The sequence below is a fragment of the Streptomyces enissocaesilis genome (genome assembly GCF_039533765.1).
GTDB classification, from domain to species: Bacteria; Actinomycetota; Actinomycetes; order Streptomycetales; family Streptomycetaceae; genus Streptomyces; species Streptomyces enissocaesilis.
Genome location: NZ_BAAAUD010000061.1, coordinates 19182 through 36948, shown reverse-complemented (window position 1 = coordinate 36948; position 17767 = coordinate 19182). Strand labels below are relative to the sequence as shown.

15 protein-coding genes are annotated in these 17767 nt (G+C 68.0%); 9 read left to right on the top strand and 6 right to left on the bottom strand.

Annotation, left to right across the window (positions count from 1 at the left end; translation table 11 throughout):
* Position 1: 1 nt before the first annotated feature.
* Entirely contained in the window at positions 2-1855 is a 1854-nt protein-coding gene (locus tag ABD374_RS30630) for an ABC transporter substrate-binding protein (protein WP_344499723.1), read from the bottom strand.
* A 355-nt stretch (positions 1856-2210) separates the two neighbouring features.
* Here ABD374_RS30630 and ABD374_RS30625 point away from each other — a divergent pair, with 355 nt between their 5' ends.
* Positions 2211-2837, top strand: a complete 627-nt coding sequence (locus ABD374_RS30625; protein ID WP_344499721.1) for a hypothetical protein — start codon at positions 2211-2213, stop codon at positions 2835-2837.
* Between the two features lie 74 nt (positions 2838-2911).
* Here the strand turns inward: ABD374_RS30625 and ABD374_RS30620 are convergent, their stop codons facing one another.
* From ABD374_RS30620 to eccE, 4 genes are all read right to left on the bottom strand, one after another.
* On the bottom strand, positions 2912-3145 hold the full coding sequence (locus ABD374_RS30620; RefSeq protein ID WP_344499719.1) for a DUF397 domain-containing protein: 234 nt from the start codon (positions 3143-3145) through the stop codon (positions 2912-2914).
* 119 nt (positions 3146-3264) lie between these two features.
* Entirely contained in the window at positions 3265-5895 is a 2631-nt protein-coding gene (locus ABD374_RS30615; RefSeq protein WP_344499717.1) for an SCO5717 family growth-regulating ATPase, read from the bottom strand.
* A gap of 205 nt (positions 5896-6100) precedes the next feature.
* Positions 6101-6940 carry a hypothetical protein gene (locus tag ABD374_RS30610; protein WP_344499715.1) on the bottom strand — a complete coding sequence of 280 codons (840 nt, stop codon included), beginning with the start codon at positions 6938-6940 and terminating at the stop codon, positions 6101-6103.
* Positions 6940-8271: a type VII secretion protein EccE gene (gene eccE, locus ABD374_RS30605; RefSeq protein ID WP_344499713.1), complete on the bottom strand. Its 1332-nt coding sequence runs from the start codon at positions 8269-8271 to the stop codon at positions 6940-6942. The genes ABD374_RS30610 and eccE overlap by 1 nt, the downstream gene beginning before the upstream one ends.
* A gap of 310 nt (positions 8272-8581) precedes the next feature.
* Between eccE and eccB the strand changes: the two genes are divergently transcribed.
* From eccB to ABD374_RS30580, 5 genes are all read left to right on the top strand, one after another.
* Positions 8582-10171, top strand: a complete 1590-nt coding sequence (gene eccB / locus ABD374_RS30600; RefSeq protein WP_344499711.1) for a type VII secretion protein EccB — start codon at positions 8582-8584, stop codon at positions 10169-10171.
* Between the two features lie 206 nt (positions 10172-10377).
* Entirely contained in the window at positions 10378-10689 is a 312-nt protein-coding gene (locus ABD374_RS30595; RefSeq protein ID WP_093798737.1) for a WXG100 family type VII secretion target, read from the top strand.
* 47 nt (positions 10690-10736) lie between these two features.
* Positions 10737-11021: a WXG100 family type VII secretion target gene (locus ABD374_RS30590; protein WP_344499708.1), complete on the top strand. Its 285-nt coding sequence runs from the start codon at positions 10737-10739 to the stop codon at positions 11019-11021.
* Positions 11022-11253: 232 nt separating this feature from the next.
* Positions 11254-12534: a type VII secretion-associated serine protease mycosin gene (gene mycP / locus ABD374_RS30585; RefSeq protein ID WP_344499706.1), complete on the top strand. Its 1281-nt coding sequence runs from the start codon at positions 11254-11256 to the stop codon at positions 12532-12534.
* 63 nt (positions 12535-12597) lie between these two features.
* The gene (locus ABD374_RS30580) at positions 12598-12945 is read left to right on the top strand and encodes a hypothetical protein (protein ID WP_344499704.1); all 348 of its coding nucleotides are present in this window, start codon (positions 12598-12600) and stop codon (positions 12943-12945) included.
* Here the strand turns inward: ABD374_RS30580 and ABD374_RS30575 are convergent.
* Positions 12942-13631, bottom strand: a complete 690-nt coding sequence (locus ABD374_RS30575; protein WP_344499702.1) for a hypothetical protein — start codon at positions 13629-13631, stop codon at positions 12942-12944. The genes ABD374_RS30580 and ABD374_RS30575 overlap by 4 nt on opposite strands.
* A gap of 334 nt (positions 13632-13965) precedes the next feature.
* On the opposite strand from ABD374_RS30575, the gene ABD374_RS30570 reads away from it, so the two are divergent.
* From ABD374_RS30570 to ABD374_RS30560, 3 genes are all read left to right on the top strand, one after another.
* Positions 13966-14334: a hypothetical protein gene (locus tag ABD374_RS30570; RefSeq protein ID WP_344499700.1), complete on the top strand. Its 369-nt coding sequence runs from the start codon at positions 13966-13968 to the stop codon at positions 14332-14334.
* A 257-nt stretch (positions 14335-14591) separates the two neighbouring features.
* Positions 14592-15902: a type VII secretion-associated serine protease mycosin gene (gene mycP, locus ABD374_RS30565; protein ID WP_344499698.1), complete on the top strand. Its 1311-nt coding sequence runs from the start codon at positions 14592-14594 to the stop codon at positions 15900-15902.
* A 211-nt stretch (positions 15903-16113) separates the two neighbouring features.
* Positions 16114-16407, top strand: coding sequence for a hypothetical protein (locus ABD374_RS30560; RefSeq protein WP_344499696.1), 294 nt, complete (start codon positions 16114-16116; stop codon positions 16405-16407).
* Positions 16408-17767 lie beyond the last annotated feature (1360 nt).

Genomic DNA, 17767 nt, shown 5'->3' with positions numbered 1-17767 from the left:
ACTACTCACGGTCTTCCGCGGTGGAGCGGCGGCGCAGGGCGACGAAGATCCCGAGGCCCACGGCGAGGACGGCGGCCGCGCCGATGCCCACGACGAGACCGGTGGAGGAGCCACCCTCCCCGGAGGTGTCGTCGGCATCGGCGGGCACGGCCGACCACCAGCTCCAGTAGCCGTCCTGGCCCCAGAGATTGCCGCCGGACTCGGGCATCGTCGTGATCGACTTGATCTGGTCGGTACGGTACGCCTCGACCGCGTTCGGATACGCCATGACATTCATGTAGCCCGTGTCGTACAGCCGCGACTGCATCTGCTTGACGAGGTCGGCGCGCTTGGCCTCGTCGTACTCCGCGGTCTGCCGCGCGTAGAGCTCGTCGAACTTCTTGTCGCAGATGAAGTTGTCCGTCGCGCCGGTGTCCTTGGGCGTGGCCGGCAGCGCGGCGCACGTGTGGATGGAGAGGACGAAGTCGGGGTCGGGGTTGACGGACCAGCCGTCGAAGGCCAGGTCGTACTCGCCGGCCAGCCAGGGGTCGGAGACGTTGTCGAGGCACTCGACCTTGAGGCCGATGCCGAGCTCGCCCCACCACTCCTGCATGTACTTGCCGATGGCCTTGTCGTTCGGGTCGGTGGCGTGGCACAGGATGCGGAAGTCGAGCGGCTTGCCGTCCTTGCCGACGCGCTTGCCCGCGCTGTTCTTCTTGTAGCCCGCCTCGTCGAGGAGCGCGGCCGCCTTCGCCGGGTCGTACGCGATCTTCTGGTCGGCGGACGGCTTCCAGTGGTACGCCGAGAAGCGCGGCGGGATGTAGCCCTCGCCCTCGACGGCGTGGCCCTGGAAGACCTTGTCGATGATCGTCTCGCGGTCGGTGGCGGCGAAGAGGGCCTGGCGCACCTTCCGGTCGAGCAGCGCGGGGTGGCCGTCGCCGAACTTCCTGCCGTCCTTCGACCTGGCGCCCGGGTTGGTGGCGAGCGCGTAGAAGCGCCGGCCGGGGGCGTCGTTGACCTTGATGTTCCTGGCCTTCGCGAGGGACGCCGCCTGGGCGGGGGTGAGGTTGGCCGCGAAGGACACCTCGCCCTTCTGGAGCGCGGCGACGGCCGCGTCACCGTCCTTGTAGTACTTCAGGACCAGCTCGTCGAACTTCGGCGCGCCGCGCCAGAACTTCTTGTTCGGCTTGAGCTTGACGTACTGGTCCACCTTGTAGTCGGTGAGGACGAAGGGGCCGTTCCCGACCACGGGGAACTTCTTGTCGTTGTTGAACTTCGAGAAGTCGCCGACCTTCTCCCACTCGTGCCGGGGGAGGATCGGCACGTCGAGCGCGGCCATGGTGGCCTGCGGCTTCTTCAGCTCGATGACCAGCCGGGTGGGGCTGGGGGCGGTGACCTTCCTGAAGTTGGCGACGAAGCTGCCGTTGGCGGTGGCCGCGCCCTCGTCCTTCATCATCGTGTTGAACGTCCAGGCGGCGTCCTCGGCGGTGGCCTGTTCGCCGTCGGACCAGCTGGAGTTCTCACGGATGGTGTACGTCCACGTCAGCTTGTCCGGCGACGCCTCCCACCGGGTGGCGAGGCCCGGGACCGCGTGGTTGTCCTTGACGTCGTAGTTCGTCAGGTTCTCGTAGATCAGCCGGTGGACGCTGGTGGAGACCAGGCGCTGCGCCAGGAAAGGGCTGAGGGAGTCGACGCTCTGCGAGACCGCGACGGTCAGCGTCCGCCCGGCGTCGGCCTGCGCCGCCTTCGCCTGCTGCGGCGCGGGGTTGAGCGGGGTCGCGGCTCCGGCGGCCAGGGCCAGGGCGGTGGCTCCGACGGCCAGAAGGGTTCGGGTGCGGGGGCGTTGCCGGGTACTGCGCGGAATCTCTGTGTCCATGGGACGTGACCTCGCGTCATGACTCGCACGGGGAGCGCGTGTTGATCAATGAGCTCCAGCTGGTGAAGCGAGGTTTATCAGCGCTGGTCCGGCTGCGTCAACGATGTGCCAAACCCCGCGTGGACTGCGGGAATACCGGACTGATCGGCGTGGGGCCGTACGGCGGAGACGGTGCGGCCCTTCATTGGTCCAGACCCTTGTCGCCCCCCTGCTGAGGGGCTGGCGGAGCCTGCGGACCGGTGGGGGAGGCGTGTCCGGCCGCCGTCCGTGAGGCGGATGCCCGAAGCGGCCTCGTACGTGGCCCGTTTGGTACTTTGGTCGGATCCATCTCTCTGCCTTCCCGGGGGACCCCGTCTTGAGCCAGTCCTGGCAGCCCCAGTACAACCCGGGCAACCAGCCCCCCATGCCCCAGCAGCCTCCGGGGCCGCCCCCGGGATTCGGCGCTCCGCCGTCCGCCCCCGGGCCATTCCCGATGCAGCCCGGGTACGCGTACCCGGCTGCGCCGTACGCGCCGTACGGACAGCAGCCGAACAGCGGGAAGCCGGTCGCCGCCTTCTTCCTCGGGCTGCTCGTCTCGGTCGGCCTGGCCTCGCTCTACAGCCTTGTCATCTATGCCTCGTACGAGGACACGTCGCAGGATGTGGCGCGCGTCCTCTACGTGGCCCACGCCCTTCTCAACGCGGCTGCCGTCGGTACCGTGGTCGGCCTTCTGGCCCGCGGCCGTACCGGCGCCCACATCGGCGGGGCCGTCGTGGCCATGCTCGGCGCCTTCTTCGGCTACACCAACGGCGTGGCGCTCATCTTCACCGACGTGGGCGGGATGTCCGCGTTCTCGGACATGATGGAGGACGACCCCCTCACTCCGGCCAAGGCATGGTGGGGCAACCCGAGCGACCCCGAGCTGATCTCCCTGTTCGGTCTGCTGGCCGCCGCAGTGGTGGCCTGGGGGATGGCCTTCCTCATCGGCCGACGGCGCCGCTGACGGAACGAACGACGCCTACAGCACCGCGCCCCGCCGGATGAGCTCATCCGGCGGGGCGCGGTGCTGTCCAGCGCTCAGGTCAGATCGAACTCACCGTCGCGCGCACCGAGCACGAACGCCCGCCATTCGGCCTCGGTGTACCGCAGGACGGTCTCCGGATCCACGGACGACCTCATCGCGACGGCCCCCTCGGGCAGGTACGCGATCTCGACGCGCTCCTCGTCCTCACTCGTGCCGGGGGCGCTGTGCCACTCGACGTCGGAGATGTCGAGGGCGTACAGCTCTTCCTTCTCCTGTGCGCTCCCCATCAGTCAAACTCCCTTTCGGCAACGGCAGCACGTCGTTTCGGGCATCTTAGGCCGCCTCGACGTGCCGTACGCATAAGCACCTTGTAGTAACTCACCCGCACGGGGGACGGACCCCGCGTCTACTGGGTCCAGCCGGGCCCGGGCTGCTGCTGGTGCTGCGGCTGGGCCGGTGGCTGTTGCGCCGGTGGCTGCTGCTGCCAGCCCTGGCCCTGCGGAGGCTGCTGCGTCTGCTGCTGCCAGCCCTGCCCCGGCGGAGGGGCGGCGACGGGCGGCTGCTGCTGGGGCGCGTACCCCTGCGGGTGCTGCTGGGGGACCTGCTGCTGGGCGGCGAAGCCCTGGCCCTGCTGGGTGCGGGCGATGTCCTCGGCGACGAGTGCCGAGAGGTGGAAGTACGCCTCCCGGGTCTTGGGGCGCATCATGTTGAGGTCGACCTCGGCGCCGGCCGCGAGGTGTTCGTCGAAGGGCACGACGACGACGCCGCGGCAGCGGGTCTCGAAGTGCGCGACGATGTCGTCCACCTTGATCATCTTGCCCGTCTCGCGGACCCCGGAGATCACGGTGAGCGACCGCTGGACGAGATCGGCGAAACCGTTCGCGGAGAGCCAGTCGAGCGTCGTCGAGGCGCTGCTCGCACCGTCCACGGACGGGGTGGAGATGATGATCAGCTGGTCGGCGAGGTCGAGGACACCACGCATCGCGCTGTAGAGCAGACCGGTGCCCGAGTCGGTGAGGATGATCGGGTACTGCCTGCCCAGGACGTCGAGCGCACTGCGGTAGTCCTGGTCGTTGAAGGTCGTGGAGACCGCCGGGTCCACGTCGTTGGCGATGATTTCGAGACCCGACGGCGCCTGCGAGGTGAAGCGGCGGATGTCCATGTAGCTGTTGAGCTGCGGGATCGCCTGCACCAGGTCGCGGATGGTGGCCCCGGTCTCGCGCCGCACCCGTCGGCCGAGGGTGCCGGCGTCCGGGTTGGCGTCGATCGCCAGGATCTTGTCCTGACGCTCGGAAGCGAGCGTGGCACCGAGCGAGATGGTGGTCGTGGTCTTGCCCACGCCGCCCTTGAGGCTGATCACCGCGATCCGGTAACAGGACATCACCGGCGTGCGGATCAGCGCCAGCTTGCGCTGCCGCTCCTCCTCTTCCTTCTTGGCGCCGAGCTTGAAGCGGGACGGGCCGGAGTTGTTCTTACGGGCCTTGGGCTGGTTGCGCAGCAGCCGGTCGGAGGAGAGCTCGACGGCGGCGTTGTAACCGAGCGGGGTGCCGGGCGCCGCCTGCTGCTGGGGGGCGCCGGCCTGCGGTCCCGCCGGGGCGGTCCAGCCCTGGGAGCCGTAGGCGGGCGGGGCCGTGGGGTGCGGCTGCTGCTGCGGCTGCTGGTACGGGGGCTGTTGGGCCGGCGGCATCTGCTGTGGCTGCTGTGGCTGCACGGCTTGCTGCGGGGGCGCGGGCTGCGGGTAACCGTAACCGGCCTGCTGGGGCGGGTAGGGGTAACCGGCCTGCGGCTGCGGCTGCGGCTGCGGCTGTGCGGCCTGCTGCTGCGGCTGCTGCTGGGGGTAACCGGGTGCGGCCTGCCCGCCCTGCGCCGGGTACCCCGGGTACTGGGGGTCGGGCTGCTGCTGCACCGGGGGCAGCGGCTGGGCCGCGCCGAAGGTGCCCTGCGGGAAGGGCTGGTGCTGCGGCTGCTGCTGGGCGAACGACTGGGGGTAGCCGTACCCGGCGGCCTGTGCGGCCGCGGCCTGCTGGTCGGGCTGGACCGGCTGCTGAGGTGCGCCCTGGAGGGGCTGTGCGGGCTGGTAGCCCTGCGGCAGCGGGGGGAGGCCCTGGGGGTCCTGCGGAGGCGTACCGGCGTGAGGCGCGGCGGCCTGGGGGGCGGGCTCGCTCTGCGGCTGGGCCTGCGCCACCGGCTGGGGTTCGGCCGCGGCGGGCGCTGCCGCCGCGGACCCGGCCTGCTCCTCGGCACCGGACGAGCTCTCGCTCTCCGTGCCGGACCGAGCGTCCGTTGCCGAGTCGGCGTCGGCGTCCCCCTCCGCACCGGACGCGGTCTCGGAGCCGCCCGGCTCCGCCTCGCCGCCGTGCTCCTCCGCCGGCTCCTCGACGTCGTCGGCGTCGCCGAACAGCGCTGCCGCCTCCGCGTCGGCAGCGGCGTAGTCCGGCTCGGGGGAAGGCTGCTCGGGAGCGGGCTGCTCGGGAGCTTCCGCCACCGGAGCGGCCACCGGGGCGGCGGCCTGCGGCGGGTTCGCCTGCGCGTCCTCGCCGACCGGACGCAGTACGGGGAAACCGGGCGCGGGCGGGGGCGGGGGCGCGCCGGCCCCGGCCGGCGCCTGCTGCTGCGGGTACCCGTAACCGCCCGAGGCGTCCTGACCCGGCTGGGGCACGCCGGGCGCGGCCTGCTGCGGATACCCGTACCCGGCGGCCTGCCGAGGCGCCGCCTGCGGGGGCACACCCGGTCCCGGCTGCGGCGGGAACCCGTAACCGCCCTGCGCGTACGGCTGTGCCTGCGCGGGGACCTGGGGCGCGGGCAGCCCCTGCTGCGCGGGACCGCCCGCCGGCCCCAGCGGCGGCCCGGCCGGCGGCGGCGGTGACGCCTGTCCGGCGCCCCCCTGTCCGCCCTGCGCGGAGCCACCCCGCGCGCTCTGGTCGTACCAGGCAGGAGGCTCGTAGACGATTTCGAACTCGCCGGTGAGGTCCAGCTCACGGTCGTCCCCGTCCGAGGACTGGCCGCCGCCGTCGTACTCGGACCGATCCCTGTTCACTGCTTTGCCTCCTGGTCAGCCACTGCTGCTGAATGCGTCGTCGCGGTCGGGCGGATGGGGTGGCGCGTCCTACGCCGCTGCGACGTTCACCGCATCACCAGAACACTAATCTTTCGCCCCACGGTACGGAAAAGCGCCCTTGCGTGCGGACCGGCTCCGCTGCTCCTCCGGCGACCGTGCCCGGCCGACGCCCGGGCGGCGGTGCTCAGTCCAGGCGACGGGCCATGCCGAGCAGACCCGTCTCCGCGTCCGTGGGCTCGGTCATGACGTACTTGCGATGCTTGCGCGTGCACCACAGGGTGACGTTGTCGGAGAGCGTCGGCAGCATCTCCAGATGCTCGGCCGGGACGCCCAGGGTCTCCCGTACGACCTCGGTCTCCTGGGGCGAGATGCGCTGGATCCCGACCAGCTGCGCCTGCATCAGCCAGCGCGGCGCGTGTTCGCCGACGAAGGGCAGCACGGTCACCACCGCCTGCCACGGCAGGGACGTCACACGCCCACGCGGCGGGCGTACGCCGCAGTCGCGGATCAGCACCACCGGGCTGGAGACCGACGGCCCCTGCGCGGGCACCCGTCCCACCGGGTAGACCGTCATGCACTGCTGACCGCCGCCCGCCGCCTGGGCCAGTTGCTGCCAGGCATGCGGGCGGCCGGTCTCGACGCCCACGCGCGCGCCCGTCGCGGCGGCGCGCAGCGCCAGCACCTGGGCCAGCCACAGGCCGCCCACCACGACGACGTCGAAGGGGGTGGGGCGGGCCAGGCCGAGCACCGCAGGCTGGGACTCCGGGTCGGTACCGATGATCACGCCGTCGTCGCCGATCGGCACGCTGATCGCCGCGATCTCCTCGGCGGTGACGACATGACGGTTGCGGCGCGGTCCGCGCAGCCCGAACCCCGGGCTGAAGATGCGCCGTTGCTGCTGGGGCGCGTCCGGCCGGACGATCGGGATCAGACCCGTGTCGGTGGGCGAGGCCACGTGCGCGGGGGTGCGGGCGGGTTCCTGGCCCCGCTGCCCCGGGTTCGTGGTCGGTGTGGGGTAGGACATCAGGACGTACCTCCGAGAGGCAGGGTGGCGAGAGCTCCGGGGACCTGTTCCCGGTCCAGGCGCACCAGGCCGACCTTGGACGCGCTCGCGGCACGCTCCAAGTCCCGCCGGACCTGGCCCAGTTCGTTCTCGCCGCGGCCGGTGATGCGCACATGCCCGGCGACGGAGACGCCCCGGCTGCCGGCCTTGCTCAACGTCATGCTGAACGTCGTCGCGAGCACGGGCAGCGAGGTGAACTGCGTGATGAGCTGCGGCAGTGCGACACCGCCGTCCCCCAACTGCGGCCAGCGGGAGATCCAGTACGTCGAGTGCCACCGGTCGTCGACCCGCCAGCTCCGTACCGACTCGACCGTACGCCGCTGGGCGGGCCGGCCGTCCTGGCCGTGCTGCGCGTTGGCCCGCGGGTTGAGGCAGCTGGAGGTCGCGAGCGCCTGCACGAGCTCGCTCTCGTCGAGGATGGTCGCCTCGAAGCCGGCCCCGGCCAACCGGCTCGCCAGCTGGTCCGCCACCCGCAGCAGCGCGCGCTGGGAGCCGGCGACGCCGTCGCCGCGCGCCTCCACCGCCTCGGGGCACAGTTCGGGGTCGAGCTTGAGGGCGACCCAGGTGAGCCGGAGCGCGGGGGACCCGGACCGGGCCTGGAGGGGGCCGTACGACCGTGCGGCGACGGACTGCGGGGGCAGGTGCGGCGCGGGCGCCGGCTGGGTGTGCTGCACCACCTGTGCGGAGGCGAGCCGGATGCCGTCGACCTCCAGGGCGTCCTGGACCAGCTGGAGCGGAAGTTGCCGCCCGGCGAAACCGGGGCGCAGCGGCTCGTCGCCCGGCTGCACGAAGAGCACCGCGGTCAGGAACGACCCGTCGCCGATCATGCCGATCGAGCGGTCGTCACGGGAGACGAAGGTGTACGTCCGCAAAGCGGAGTCGCACTCCACGGTGGGGGCCAGCAACGGGTCCGTGCCGGGCGGGACGGGCAGCTTGGCCTCGCGCCGGCGGCGTTTGAGGGCGCGCGTCGTCTCGTACCACTCGGGCAGCGGCCGGTGGTGCCGGCGCACGATCGCCAGGAGCAGCAGCAGCGCGGCCACGGCGCCGGCCGGGGCGAGCAGCCAGCGCTCGGACGTGACCCAGGCGGCCAGCATGACGGCCGCCGCGAGCTCCACCAGAATGAGCTGCTGCAGCCGCAGCGGGCCCATGCCGCCGGGGTGGGGCAGCGTACGCGGGGCCGCGGTGGCGGGGGTGGCGGTGGAGGAGGGAGCCGGGGACGGCGCGGATCTGCGGCCACGGCCCGGTTGCTGCTGTGCGCGGCGTCCGCGCCGAGTGCTCGTAGCGCTGGTCATCCCCCGGGAGATCCCTTTCGCGAAGTGGTGGCCGTCATCGGTGGAGATCGCCGGTGGAGATCTCAGCGACGGGGCCAGGGGCCACAATTGCCCACGTCAGTCGTGCGAGTGGTCACGGTACCCGCTGATGAACACGGGGCGACACAGGTCCCGTGCTACGAACACGACACAGGGCTGTGAAGATGCGGCGGGGACCCGTACCTGGTGGATCACGGTCGCGCGGCGCAGTGCATAGTGGTTGCCCTGCCCAGCTGAAGCAGCCTTACGCACGATTCTTCTTCACGCACGACCACACGGGAGAGCCAGGACCATGGCAACGCGTCGGGATGAGCTCGCCGCCTATACGTTCGCTCGCAAACGCACCGTCGCAGCGTTCCTGGCGCCATCGCCCGGGGGATCGGACGAAGGCGCGCCGCGTCCGGTCCGTACCGTGATGCCCAGCCTGGCGGTGGGCGTGGTGCTGGTGGTGGGCTTCATCGCCTGGGGTGTGCTCAAGCCGTCGGCGCCCAAGGGCTGGGACACCGTCGGCGAACACATCATCGTCGACAGCGACTCCACGACGCGTTACGTCGTGATCAAGGACAAGGGACCGAACGGCAAGGAAGTGCCGACGCTGCACCCCGTCCTCAACTACGCCTCCGCCAAGCTCCTCCTCGACAAGGGCAAGGGCACCGTCATCGAGGTCCCCGGCAAGGACATCGACAAGAGCGGCATCCCGCACGGTGCGACGCTCGGCATCCCGTACGCCCCCGACCGGCTGCCCACCAAGGACGACGCCGAGAGGGCGAAGACCTGGGCGGTCTGCGAGCGCCCCGCCCCCGGCTCGGACGCCTCCATCGACCGTGCCGTCTTCGTCTTCGACGACGACGACGCGAAGTCGGTCAGGAAGACAGCGGGGAAGGTCGACGCGCGTGAGGCGCTGTACGTCGTCGACGCCAGGACCAGGATCGAGTACCTGGTCGACGGAGAGGGCAACGTCTTCCAGCTGGGCGGCACACCGCGCCTCGACGACACCACGATGGAGCAGCTGCGCGCCGCCGTCATCGGCACGGCGGCCGAACCGCAGCCGGTGAGCACGGAGTGGCTGCAGACCCTCAACCCGGGCGGCGTCATCACGTTCCCGACGATGCCGTCCATCGGCCTGCCGACCGCGGTCGAGGGGCTTCCCGCGGAGGCCGGGACGGTGGGCCGGGTGCTCAAGGCACAGGACGCCCAGGGGGACAAGTACTACGTCGTCCTGAGGGACCAGGTCGCCGCGATCACGCCGTTCGTCGCCGACCTGCTCAAGCACTCGCCGTCCGCGAAGCGGGCGTACGGAACCGACGAGATCGCCGACATCAAGGCCGAGACCCCCGACATCATCGCCGCCAACGGCGGTCCGGCGGAGAGCTTCTACGCGGACAAGGGCTGGCCGCAGACCGTCCCGCAGCAGGCCAACTCCGCGACGACGGCGACCGGTGCGGCCCGTACCACCTCCTGCAGCGTCTACAGCGGCACCATCGGCGCGGACAAGAAGCCGAAGCTCGCGGCCTGGGCCGGGACGACGTACCCCAAGAAGGTCATCGCCGATTCGCTGAACGCCTACGTCTCCTCCGGCTCGGGGCTGCTCTTCCGGGAGGTCAGGGGCGCGGCGAAGGGCGGCGGCGCGACGTACCTGCTGACCGACACGGGCCTGCGCTACTCGCTGCCGACGAACAACGACAGCGCGGCGGACAAGAGCGGCGAGGCGTCCTCGTCCTCGCCGTCGCAGGGTGAAGCGAGCGAGACGGACAAGGCGCGAACACGTCTGGGATACGAGAAGGTGTCCAACCCCGCGGTCGTCCCGCAACCGTGGGCGAAGTTCATTCCGAAGGGCCCCACGCTGGACACCGGCAGCGCCGCGCAGCCGCAGAGCCAGTGAGGTCAACGAACGTGCTCGCGGCCCGACTTGGCCGCTCCCGATCACGGATTCGCCGCACGCATGTGTGAAGTCTGTAACTGATGGTCTTCGCATATGGATGTGCGACAGACGGACGATAGAGTGCTTGCAGCGCTCATTGATATGACGCTTATCCGGGGAGCGGCACAGGCTTCCCGGACCATCAACGACATGGGGGAAGGTTCACCATGGCCGGGCAGTTTCGGGTAACAGAAGATGAGCTGACCAGGCTCTCGAGCCAGATCACCACGGTGAATGGCCAGATCCAGGGCGAGATCCGCCGCCTTGGCGGAGTGATCGACCAGGTCGCGGGCGGTTGGCAGGGCCAGGCGGCCAAGTCCTACCACGAGCTCCAGAACCGGTGGAACGAGGAGGCCAAGAACATGAGCGCCATCCTCGAGGGGATCAAGGAAGCCGTCGACTCCACGCGGAGCAACTACACCGCTTCGGAAGAGCAGCAGAACGCCGAAGTGAGCAAGATCATGTCCGACTTCGGCTGATCAACTCTCTCCGACTTCCTGAAACTTCTTCCTGAAAGGGAGCGACGATGTCGATTCTCGTCAATTACGCCACCATCACCAACGCGTCCACGGACGTGCGCAACACCGCCAACCGCATCAAGCAGCAGCTCGACGACGTAGAGGCCGCAGTCAAGCGCGTCGCCACCACCTGGGAAGGTGAGGCGCAGGAGGGTTACCAGCGCAAGCAGCGCGAGTGGGACCAGACCGCTGCCGCCCTTCACTCGACCCTGATGAAGATCTCCGCCGCGCTGCAGAGCTCGGCCGAGAACTACCAGGCCACGGAGAAGAGCAACGCCAACACCTGGGGCTGATCCGCACCCGAGGTGAGGTGAGATGGGCCGGCCCGGCCGATGCCAGCCATGGTGTCCGCTGGGCCGAACCACTTCCGGGTGCCGCTGAAGAAGGCCCCGAAAGCACCACTGTCAACACAAAGAAAACTTCGACCAGAGCCACAGCCGCAGCTGTAACTACAACCACAGCTACTGCCACAGGTACGGCTGCAACTCGGCTTCGGTAAAAGCGAAAAGCCTGGGGAGCCTGATCATGGGGGTCCTGACACCCCGTCCGCGTACGCGCACGAGTGGAACCCGCGCACTGCAGCGGGTCTTTGGCGTACTGGCGGTCACCGGGGCCTGTCTGGCATCCGCCCCGCCGGCGCTCGCCACCGGCCCGGCCCCCACCCGTCTCGCAGACGCCGACAACCCGACGTTCGGACTGTCCTCCAGCTCCGAGTGCGTCTTCGGCGGCGACATCATAAAGTCCACGCCGTGGTCGCTCCAGCGCGTACTCCTGGACCAACTGCGCGAGCAGGCGACGGGCAAGGGCGTGACGGTCGCCGTGATCGACACCGGCGTCGACGACAAGAACCCGCAGCTACGCGGTGCGATGGCCGCCGGCGGCAAGGACTACGTCGGCAAGTCGGGCGACGGTGCCGAGGACATCGAGGGCCATGGCACCCGGGTCGCGGGCATCATCGCGGCCCGCGAGATCCCGGGCACCGGCTTCGCGGGCATCGCGCCGGAAGCCAAGATCCTGTCGCTGCGCTACACCGGCGCGGAGGAGAAGCAGGGCAACTCGAGGACGATGTCCGCCGCGATCCGCGACGCGGTCGCCAAGGGCGCGGAGATCATCAACATCTCCTCGGACACCGCGAACAAGCAGGACAACACGGAGCTGCGAAACGCCGTGGCGGCGGCGGTGGACGCCGACGCCCTGATCGTCGCGGCCTCCGGCAACGACGGCGCCGACGGCAAGTCCGCCAGCACGTATCCGGCGTCGTACCCGGGCGTCCTGGCGGTGGCGGCCTCGGACCGCAACGACGAACGCGCCTTCTTCTCGCAGGCGGGCGACTTCGTGGACATCGCTGCCCCCGGCGTCAGCATGGTCTCGACCGTCCCGAAGGGCGGCCAGTGCACGGCGGACGGCACGAGCTTCGCGGCCCCGTACGTCGCGGGCGTAGCGGCACTGCTGAAGGAAAAGCACCCGAGGTGGTCTGCGGCCCAACTCGCCACCCGCATCCAGGAAACGGCCCAACGCCCGGGCCGCGGCCCGAACCGCTACCTGGGCTGGGGCGTGGTGGACCCGGTAGCCGCCCTCTCGGACGACTCCACCCCAGGCACCCACCCGGAACCGGACCCACCGGTCAAGGCGGGCGCGGGCGAGGTCGTCCCCATGGCGGTGACGATGGGCGAGACGGAGGCGGAGCAGGAGCGCCGGATCGCGATGTACGTGGTGGGCGCGGGCTTGCTGCTGGTGCTCCTGGCGGGCGGAAGCGGCGTAGCGGTACGGGACTGGCGGAGCAAGCGTGCCAGGCAGCCAAGGTAGTTCAGGGCACACGCGTGCGAGTTAGCGCTGAGAATTCAGAAAACAGGGGAGAGGACACGGGGTATGAGTGACGGTTTGCGCGTCGATCTGAGTGCGCTCGATGAAGTGATCAGGAAGCTCTGGACGCTGCTGGACGACATGGACAAGGCGGGGGAGACGTCGCGGTACCGGACGGATATCCCGATGACCGCGTTCGGGAAGCCGGGTGTCTTCCTGGAGGCGAGCGATCTCTTCAATGCCCACAAAGAGACAAAGAGTGACCTTGAGAGTGCGATCAAGGGACTGCACGGACTGATCGACCAGTTCGGCAAGAGCACCTCCAAGGTCAAGGACAAGTACACCGAACAAGAGTATGCGAACAAGCGTCAAATGGGTGGTAACTCCGGGGGCTCGAACGGCAAGTGGGACTAGTGGTCCGATCGAGAATCACCTACTGAGGGGAAGGGTTCGAAATGGCTGGTGACAAAGAGCTGCCCAAGCCAGTACTTGAGGGTGAGATGTGCATCCCAGGGAGGCCTCAAACCAAGACTCAATTCATCAATTATCCGCTCAAAGAGCTCAAGCAGATGCTTGAAGGCACCGACCCGAGCGCGATTGAGGAGACTGGCCGCCACTGGGGAAAGGTCAGTGAGATTCTCGCTGGCGGCGAGGGAGGGGGAATTGCCGGCCTGCTCGACAAGGCGGTCGACAATGTTCTGGAGCACTGGGGCGGAGAAGCTGCCAGGGCCTTTGAGAAGAAGGCTCGCGGCATCGCACAGAGCGTCAGAAACGCGGCCTGGCACGCCGATCTCAATAGCTCCCAGATGAAGGATGCGGGAGGGCAGCTTCGTCATTATAAAGCGGAACTGGACAAGATCGAGGAACCTGGCTTCTTGGATAAAGTCGGTGACGGCCTCACCGACTTGGCCCATGACAATGGTGAAGCGGTACGCAGTGACCTCGATGCCGGAAAGACCGCTAAGCAGGCGGCGGAGGACAATGAGGGAAAGATCGGCGCAAGCCGAGAAGCGCACCTGAACGGTGTTGCCGTCATGGAGAACCTCGGCGCTCAGTACATGCGGGTCACGAGGAATTTGGACAAAAACCGTCCCGTCCATGACAGAGATGGAGTCAGGGAGCCTACTCGCGATGTGGAATATCCGCCCCCTGTCAGTGTGGGCGACGGCAGTGCATCTCGGCCGGGAGCTTCAACCTCAGGCAGTAAGCCGTGGAGTGCAGGCCCGCCGAAGAGTATTGGCAAAGCTCCTGAGGTCCCTCGTCCCAAGGGCATTACAGGAGGTGCTTCGTTGCTGCCTCCCTCAACCGGAACGAAGGTGGACAGCATCAAGCCCGGCCTGACAGGACCGGGCATTAGCTCCGGTTCCGGTGGAATCGGAGCCGGCGGGGGCAGCGGTGCCGGTGGAGGCACGGGCTCTGGCGTGATGGTTCCCGGTGGCGCTGGAAATCTCGGTGCGGGCGGTGCTCGCGGTGGAATCAGCACCGCTGGCGGCCGTGGCGGTCGACTGGGGGGGCCTGGTGGTGCCGGAGCGGCAGCAGGCCGCGGTACTGGAGCAACAGGCCGCAGTACCGGAGCCCGACCTGGTATGGGCGGCATGGGCGGTGGCGCTGGCGCAGGCGCCGCAGGAGGTCGTGGTGGCGCCGGTGTCGGTGGCCGTGGAGCCCTCGCTAAGGCTCGCGGCGGCGTGGTCGGCGCGGCCCAGGGCATCACTGGCAAGGGCGCCGGAGGCGGTGGCGGCCTGCATGGTAGCCGTGGCGGGACTCAACGTGGCGGCATGCCGGGTGGGATGGCTGGCGGCATAGGTGGCCGCAACGGCCGTCGCTCCGGGAACGAGAATGAGCGGGGCGATCGTCCCGACTACCTTGTCGAGGACGAAGAGACCTGGATCTCGGAAGAAGACCGCAACCGGAATGTGCCGCGCAATATCGAGTAGGCACATACAAGCGAGCCGCACGGAAGGTCCGTGCGGCTCGCTTGTATGAAGGATGGCGTAACCAGTCGTAGTTGAGTGAGGAGCAAGGAATTGGGTGCCAAACGAGTCTGGTCTACGGCAGGAGTCGTGGCGTTGACAGGAGCCTTGCTCCTTACTTCAGCCCCAACTGCCTCGGCTGATTACGTCAGAGACCAGCAGTGGGTGTTGGATGTGTTCACAATGCAAGACACCTGGGCTGAGTCTCAGGGCGAGGGAGTAACTGTTGCTGTTGTGGATTCTGGGGTAGATGCTAGTCACCCTGATCTGGCTGGACAGGTTCTTAAGGGCAAGGACTTTACCGACAGTGGTGGAAATGCTCAGGAGGATGTGCTCGGTCACGGGACCGGTATGGCAAGCATCATTGCTGGCCATGGCCATGGCCACGGTAAGGGTAATACTTCCGGTGTAATGGGACTTGCGCCGAAAGCGAAAATCCTACCTCTCCGCACTCTTCGGACGGAAGAGGACAGGAACGCGGATGAGACTTGGGCCGCCGCAGTGCGTTATGCGGTGGACCAGGGTGCCAAGGTAATCAACCTTTCTTTTTCCAATGATTACGGAAAGACCCTAAGTGACGGCCGAGAGGCTATTGCGTATGCTCAAGCTCGCGATGTAGTAGTTGTTGCTGGCGCGGGTAACAATGGAGGGGATATCAGCTACCCTGCCGCACTGCCCGGAGTTGTCGCTGTCGGTGCTGTGGATAAGGACGCTAACCTCTGGGATAACTCTAATACTGGGAAGGAGTTGACGATTACTGCTCCGGGTGTTGACATTCTCAGTGCTGACCCGACACGCTCGAGCGGGTACGCAGTGGCCAGCGGCACCTCGGATGCCACAGCCTACGTGTCTGCCACCGCCGCCCTGGTCCGCGCAAAATACCCCGACCTCACCGCTGGTCAGGTAATTAACCGCCTCATCAAGTCGGCCTCTTTCCTCGGCCATAAAGGCCTGAAGGCGCCCGACGAAGGCTACGGCTACGGGATCATTCGCCCCAACAAGGCCGTCACGATGGACATCCCCAAGGGCCCGAAGGAAGGCCCCCTGGGTAAGCTGCCGTCGCAGGCATCTTCGAAGGCCGGCAGCGGTTCCGCAGGCAACGATGACAGCTCAACCCGGGCTAAGAAGAAGTCCTCGTCGATCAGCCTGCCCCTAGTCCTCGGCGGCATCGCAGCCGTCGTAGTCCTCGGCGGCATTATTTTCGCCGTAGTGCGCAGCCGCGGAAACCGTGGCGACGGCGGCCCCGGTCCCGGTGGCCCCAACGGTGGACCCCCCGCCCCGAGCATGGACTACCCGCCCCGGCAGTCGCATGCGTGGCCGCCGCCGCACCCCACCGCGGCACCGGGGCAGGCCCAGCACCCCAACCCTTACACCTCACACCCTCCGCACCAAGGCCAGTAAAGCGGCGCTGCAAGACCATGGTGCCGTCCCAGCATGACTTCACCTTCTGCACCGCAAGTAGTTGGTCGAGCTACGCCGGCGTGTGACACCAATGTGAGTGTTGATTCGGCGGCCGTTTCTTTCACTGTTCAAGTGTCGTTCGGTTGCAGGTGGCAATTCCACATGGCTGTCACCTCGGACTTCGACTGATCCACTACAGACGGGTGCTGCAATGGACACTGAAATGATGAAGCAACGCGTGGCGTCGCTTCTTCCTGGTGGTGTGGAGCTCATGGGTCTATTTCCTATTGAGTGCCTTGCGCTCTGGAAGGAGAAGGAGCCCGTGGCACCCAGGGATATGCGCCCTGAGGTATTCAGCGACCTCAGGATGAGCGGCTCCTTTCCATATAAGGTCTGGTCCGCGGGCATCCAGACCTTCTGGAGCGAGTCACTCTCGGGATCGCCGGAGATGTGTGCGGACGAGCAGCAACGTGCTGAGTGGAAACGGAAGGGGAAGCCGTACTAGGGCAGTTGGCAAAGCCTGGCCGGACAGTTCCAGGCGGCTGTTCAGCCGCGCTCTCGATGGTGGCGAGTGTGGAGCTTCCTGGCGGTGACACCCAGCATGCTCCAGGTTCTCTACGCCCCCGCTCACCAATCGAGCGCTTTCGAAATCGGAGACGGTGTGGTGGCGGGTTGGTGGGTCGTTCGTGGGGATCTTGTGTGGGTGTGATAGTACGAGAGTGAATATCACTTCGAGTTCGGTTTCTTGGACGGCTCTTGGCTGACGTTGAACATCGCGGAGCACGAGCACTTCAGAAACCGTTCCCCAGGGATCCTCCCGGCGAACGCCCCGGCCCCGCTCTAACATCGCGGTGGTCGGGCGGGCCGATGGAACTAATTTCCATCGGCCCGTCGTCATGGCTGCTATGAGCTCGTGGCGGGATCATGGGCGACCTCTCTTGTGACGTCCCCAGCAGATGAGGCTGCAGCTCAACAAGTTCAATGCGGCGTGGAGTTAGGTTCGGCGTTCCCAGCGGACGGTGAGGCGCTTGAACTTGTGGGGCAGGGTGAAGGCCTGCTCCACGACGTAGCGGAGCTTGCTCATGCGCTGGATGTTGGGCGCTTCTTTCCGGAGATGACTGAGAGGAGCCGGCCCTTGGGGAGTTCCTTCCGGTCGGGTTCGGAGTCGTAGCTCTTGTCGCCGAACAAGGCTTCGGGATGTCGACGGGGATGGGCCGGAGAGGTCCGCGATGGGCGGGATGTTGCGACCAGGGCGAGGGTCTGGGCGCCTTCGTTGACGCTGGCCGCGGTGGTGATGGCCTTGAGCGGGGTGCCGGGCCTGTGACAGATCAGGTGGTGTTCGCTGCCCGTCTTCTGCCGGCCGACCGGCGACGGACCGGTGCCGACGTCCCCTTTTTTTCGGGCGGAGGGGGAGCCGTTTACGCACGCCCTGGACCAGTCGAGTTCGTCGGCCGCGCAACTCGGTGAGCAGGATCGGGTGCAACCGATCGAAGACCCCGGCCGATTGCCACCGCTCCAGGCGCCGCCAGCAGGTCTGTCCGGAGCTGAATCCCAGCTCCAGGCGAGGACTTTGTGAAGCACGTATCGGATGCCCTGCTGACACAGTCGGTCCGACACCGGGCGTGGCCCCGGTCTCTTCTTCGGCCGGGCTGGCGGCAACGGCCCGATCAGAGCCCACAAGTTGTGGTTCACGGTCCACGGCCGAGTGATCGCACCGCCCGAACGGCTGAATCATCCCACCGGTCACGTCGGGCCAGGGCCGGAATGCAAGATCACTACGTCCTCTATTGCCGTCTAGGTCCGCAATTGTACTGACTTGATGCCGGTGAACTCTGCGGGGAAGCTTCCCACCGCTTCCGTGTATC

Bases quoted from the DNA above. Each gene is read 5' to 3' on its own strand.
- ABD374_RS30630 (WP_344499723.1), bottom strand. From the start codon at position 1,855: ATGGACACAGAGATTCCGCGCAGTACCCGGCAACGCCCCCGCACCCGA.
- ABD374_RS30620 (WP_344499719.1), bottom strand. From the start codon at position 3,145: ATGGGGAGCGCACAGGAGAAGGAAGAGCTGTACGCCCTCGACATCTCC.
- ABD374_RS30610 (WP_344499715.1), bottom strand. From the start codon at position 6,940: ATGTCCTACCCCACACCGACCACGAACCCGGGGCAGCGGGGCCAGGAA.
- eccE (WP_344499713.1), bottom strand. From the start codon at position 8,271: ATGACCAGCGCTACGAGCACTCGGCGCGGACGCCGCGCACAGCAGCAA.
- eccB (WP_344499711.1), top strand. From the start codon at position 8,582: ATGGCAACGCGTCGGGATGAGCTCGCCGCCTATACGTTCGCTCGCAAA.
- ABD374_RS30595 (WP_093798737.1), top strand. From the start codon at position 10,378: ATGGCCGGGCAGTTTCGGGTAACAGAAGATGAGCTGACCAGGCTCTCG.
- ABD374_RS30590 (WP_344499708.1), top strand. From the start codon at position 10,737: ATGTCGATTCTCGTCAATTACGCCACCATCACCAACGCGTCCACGGAC.
- mycP (WP_344499706.1), top strand. From the start codon at position 11,254: ATGGGGGTCCTGACACCCCGTCCGCGTACGCGCACGAGTGGAACCCGC.
- ABD374_RS30580 (WP_344499704.1), top strand. From the start codon at position 12,598: ATGAGTGACGGTTTGCGCGTCGATCTGAGTGCGCTCGATGAAGTGATC.
- ABD374_RS30575 (WP_344499702.1), bottom strand. From the start codon at position 13,631: ATGGACGGGACGGTTTTTGTCCAAATTCCTCGTGACCCGCATGTACTG.
- ABD374_RS30560 (WP_344499696.1), top strand. From the start codon at position 16,114: ATGGACACTGAAATGATGAAGCAACGCGTGGCGTCGCTTCTTCCTGGT.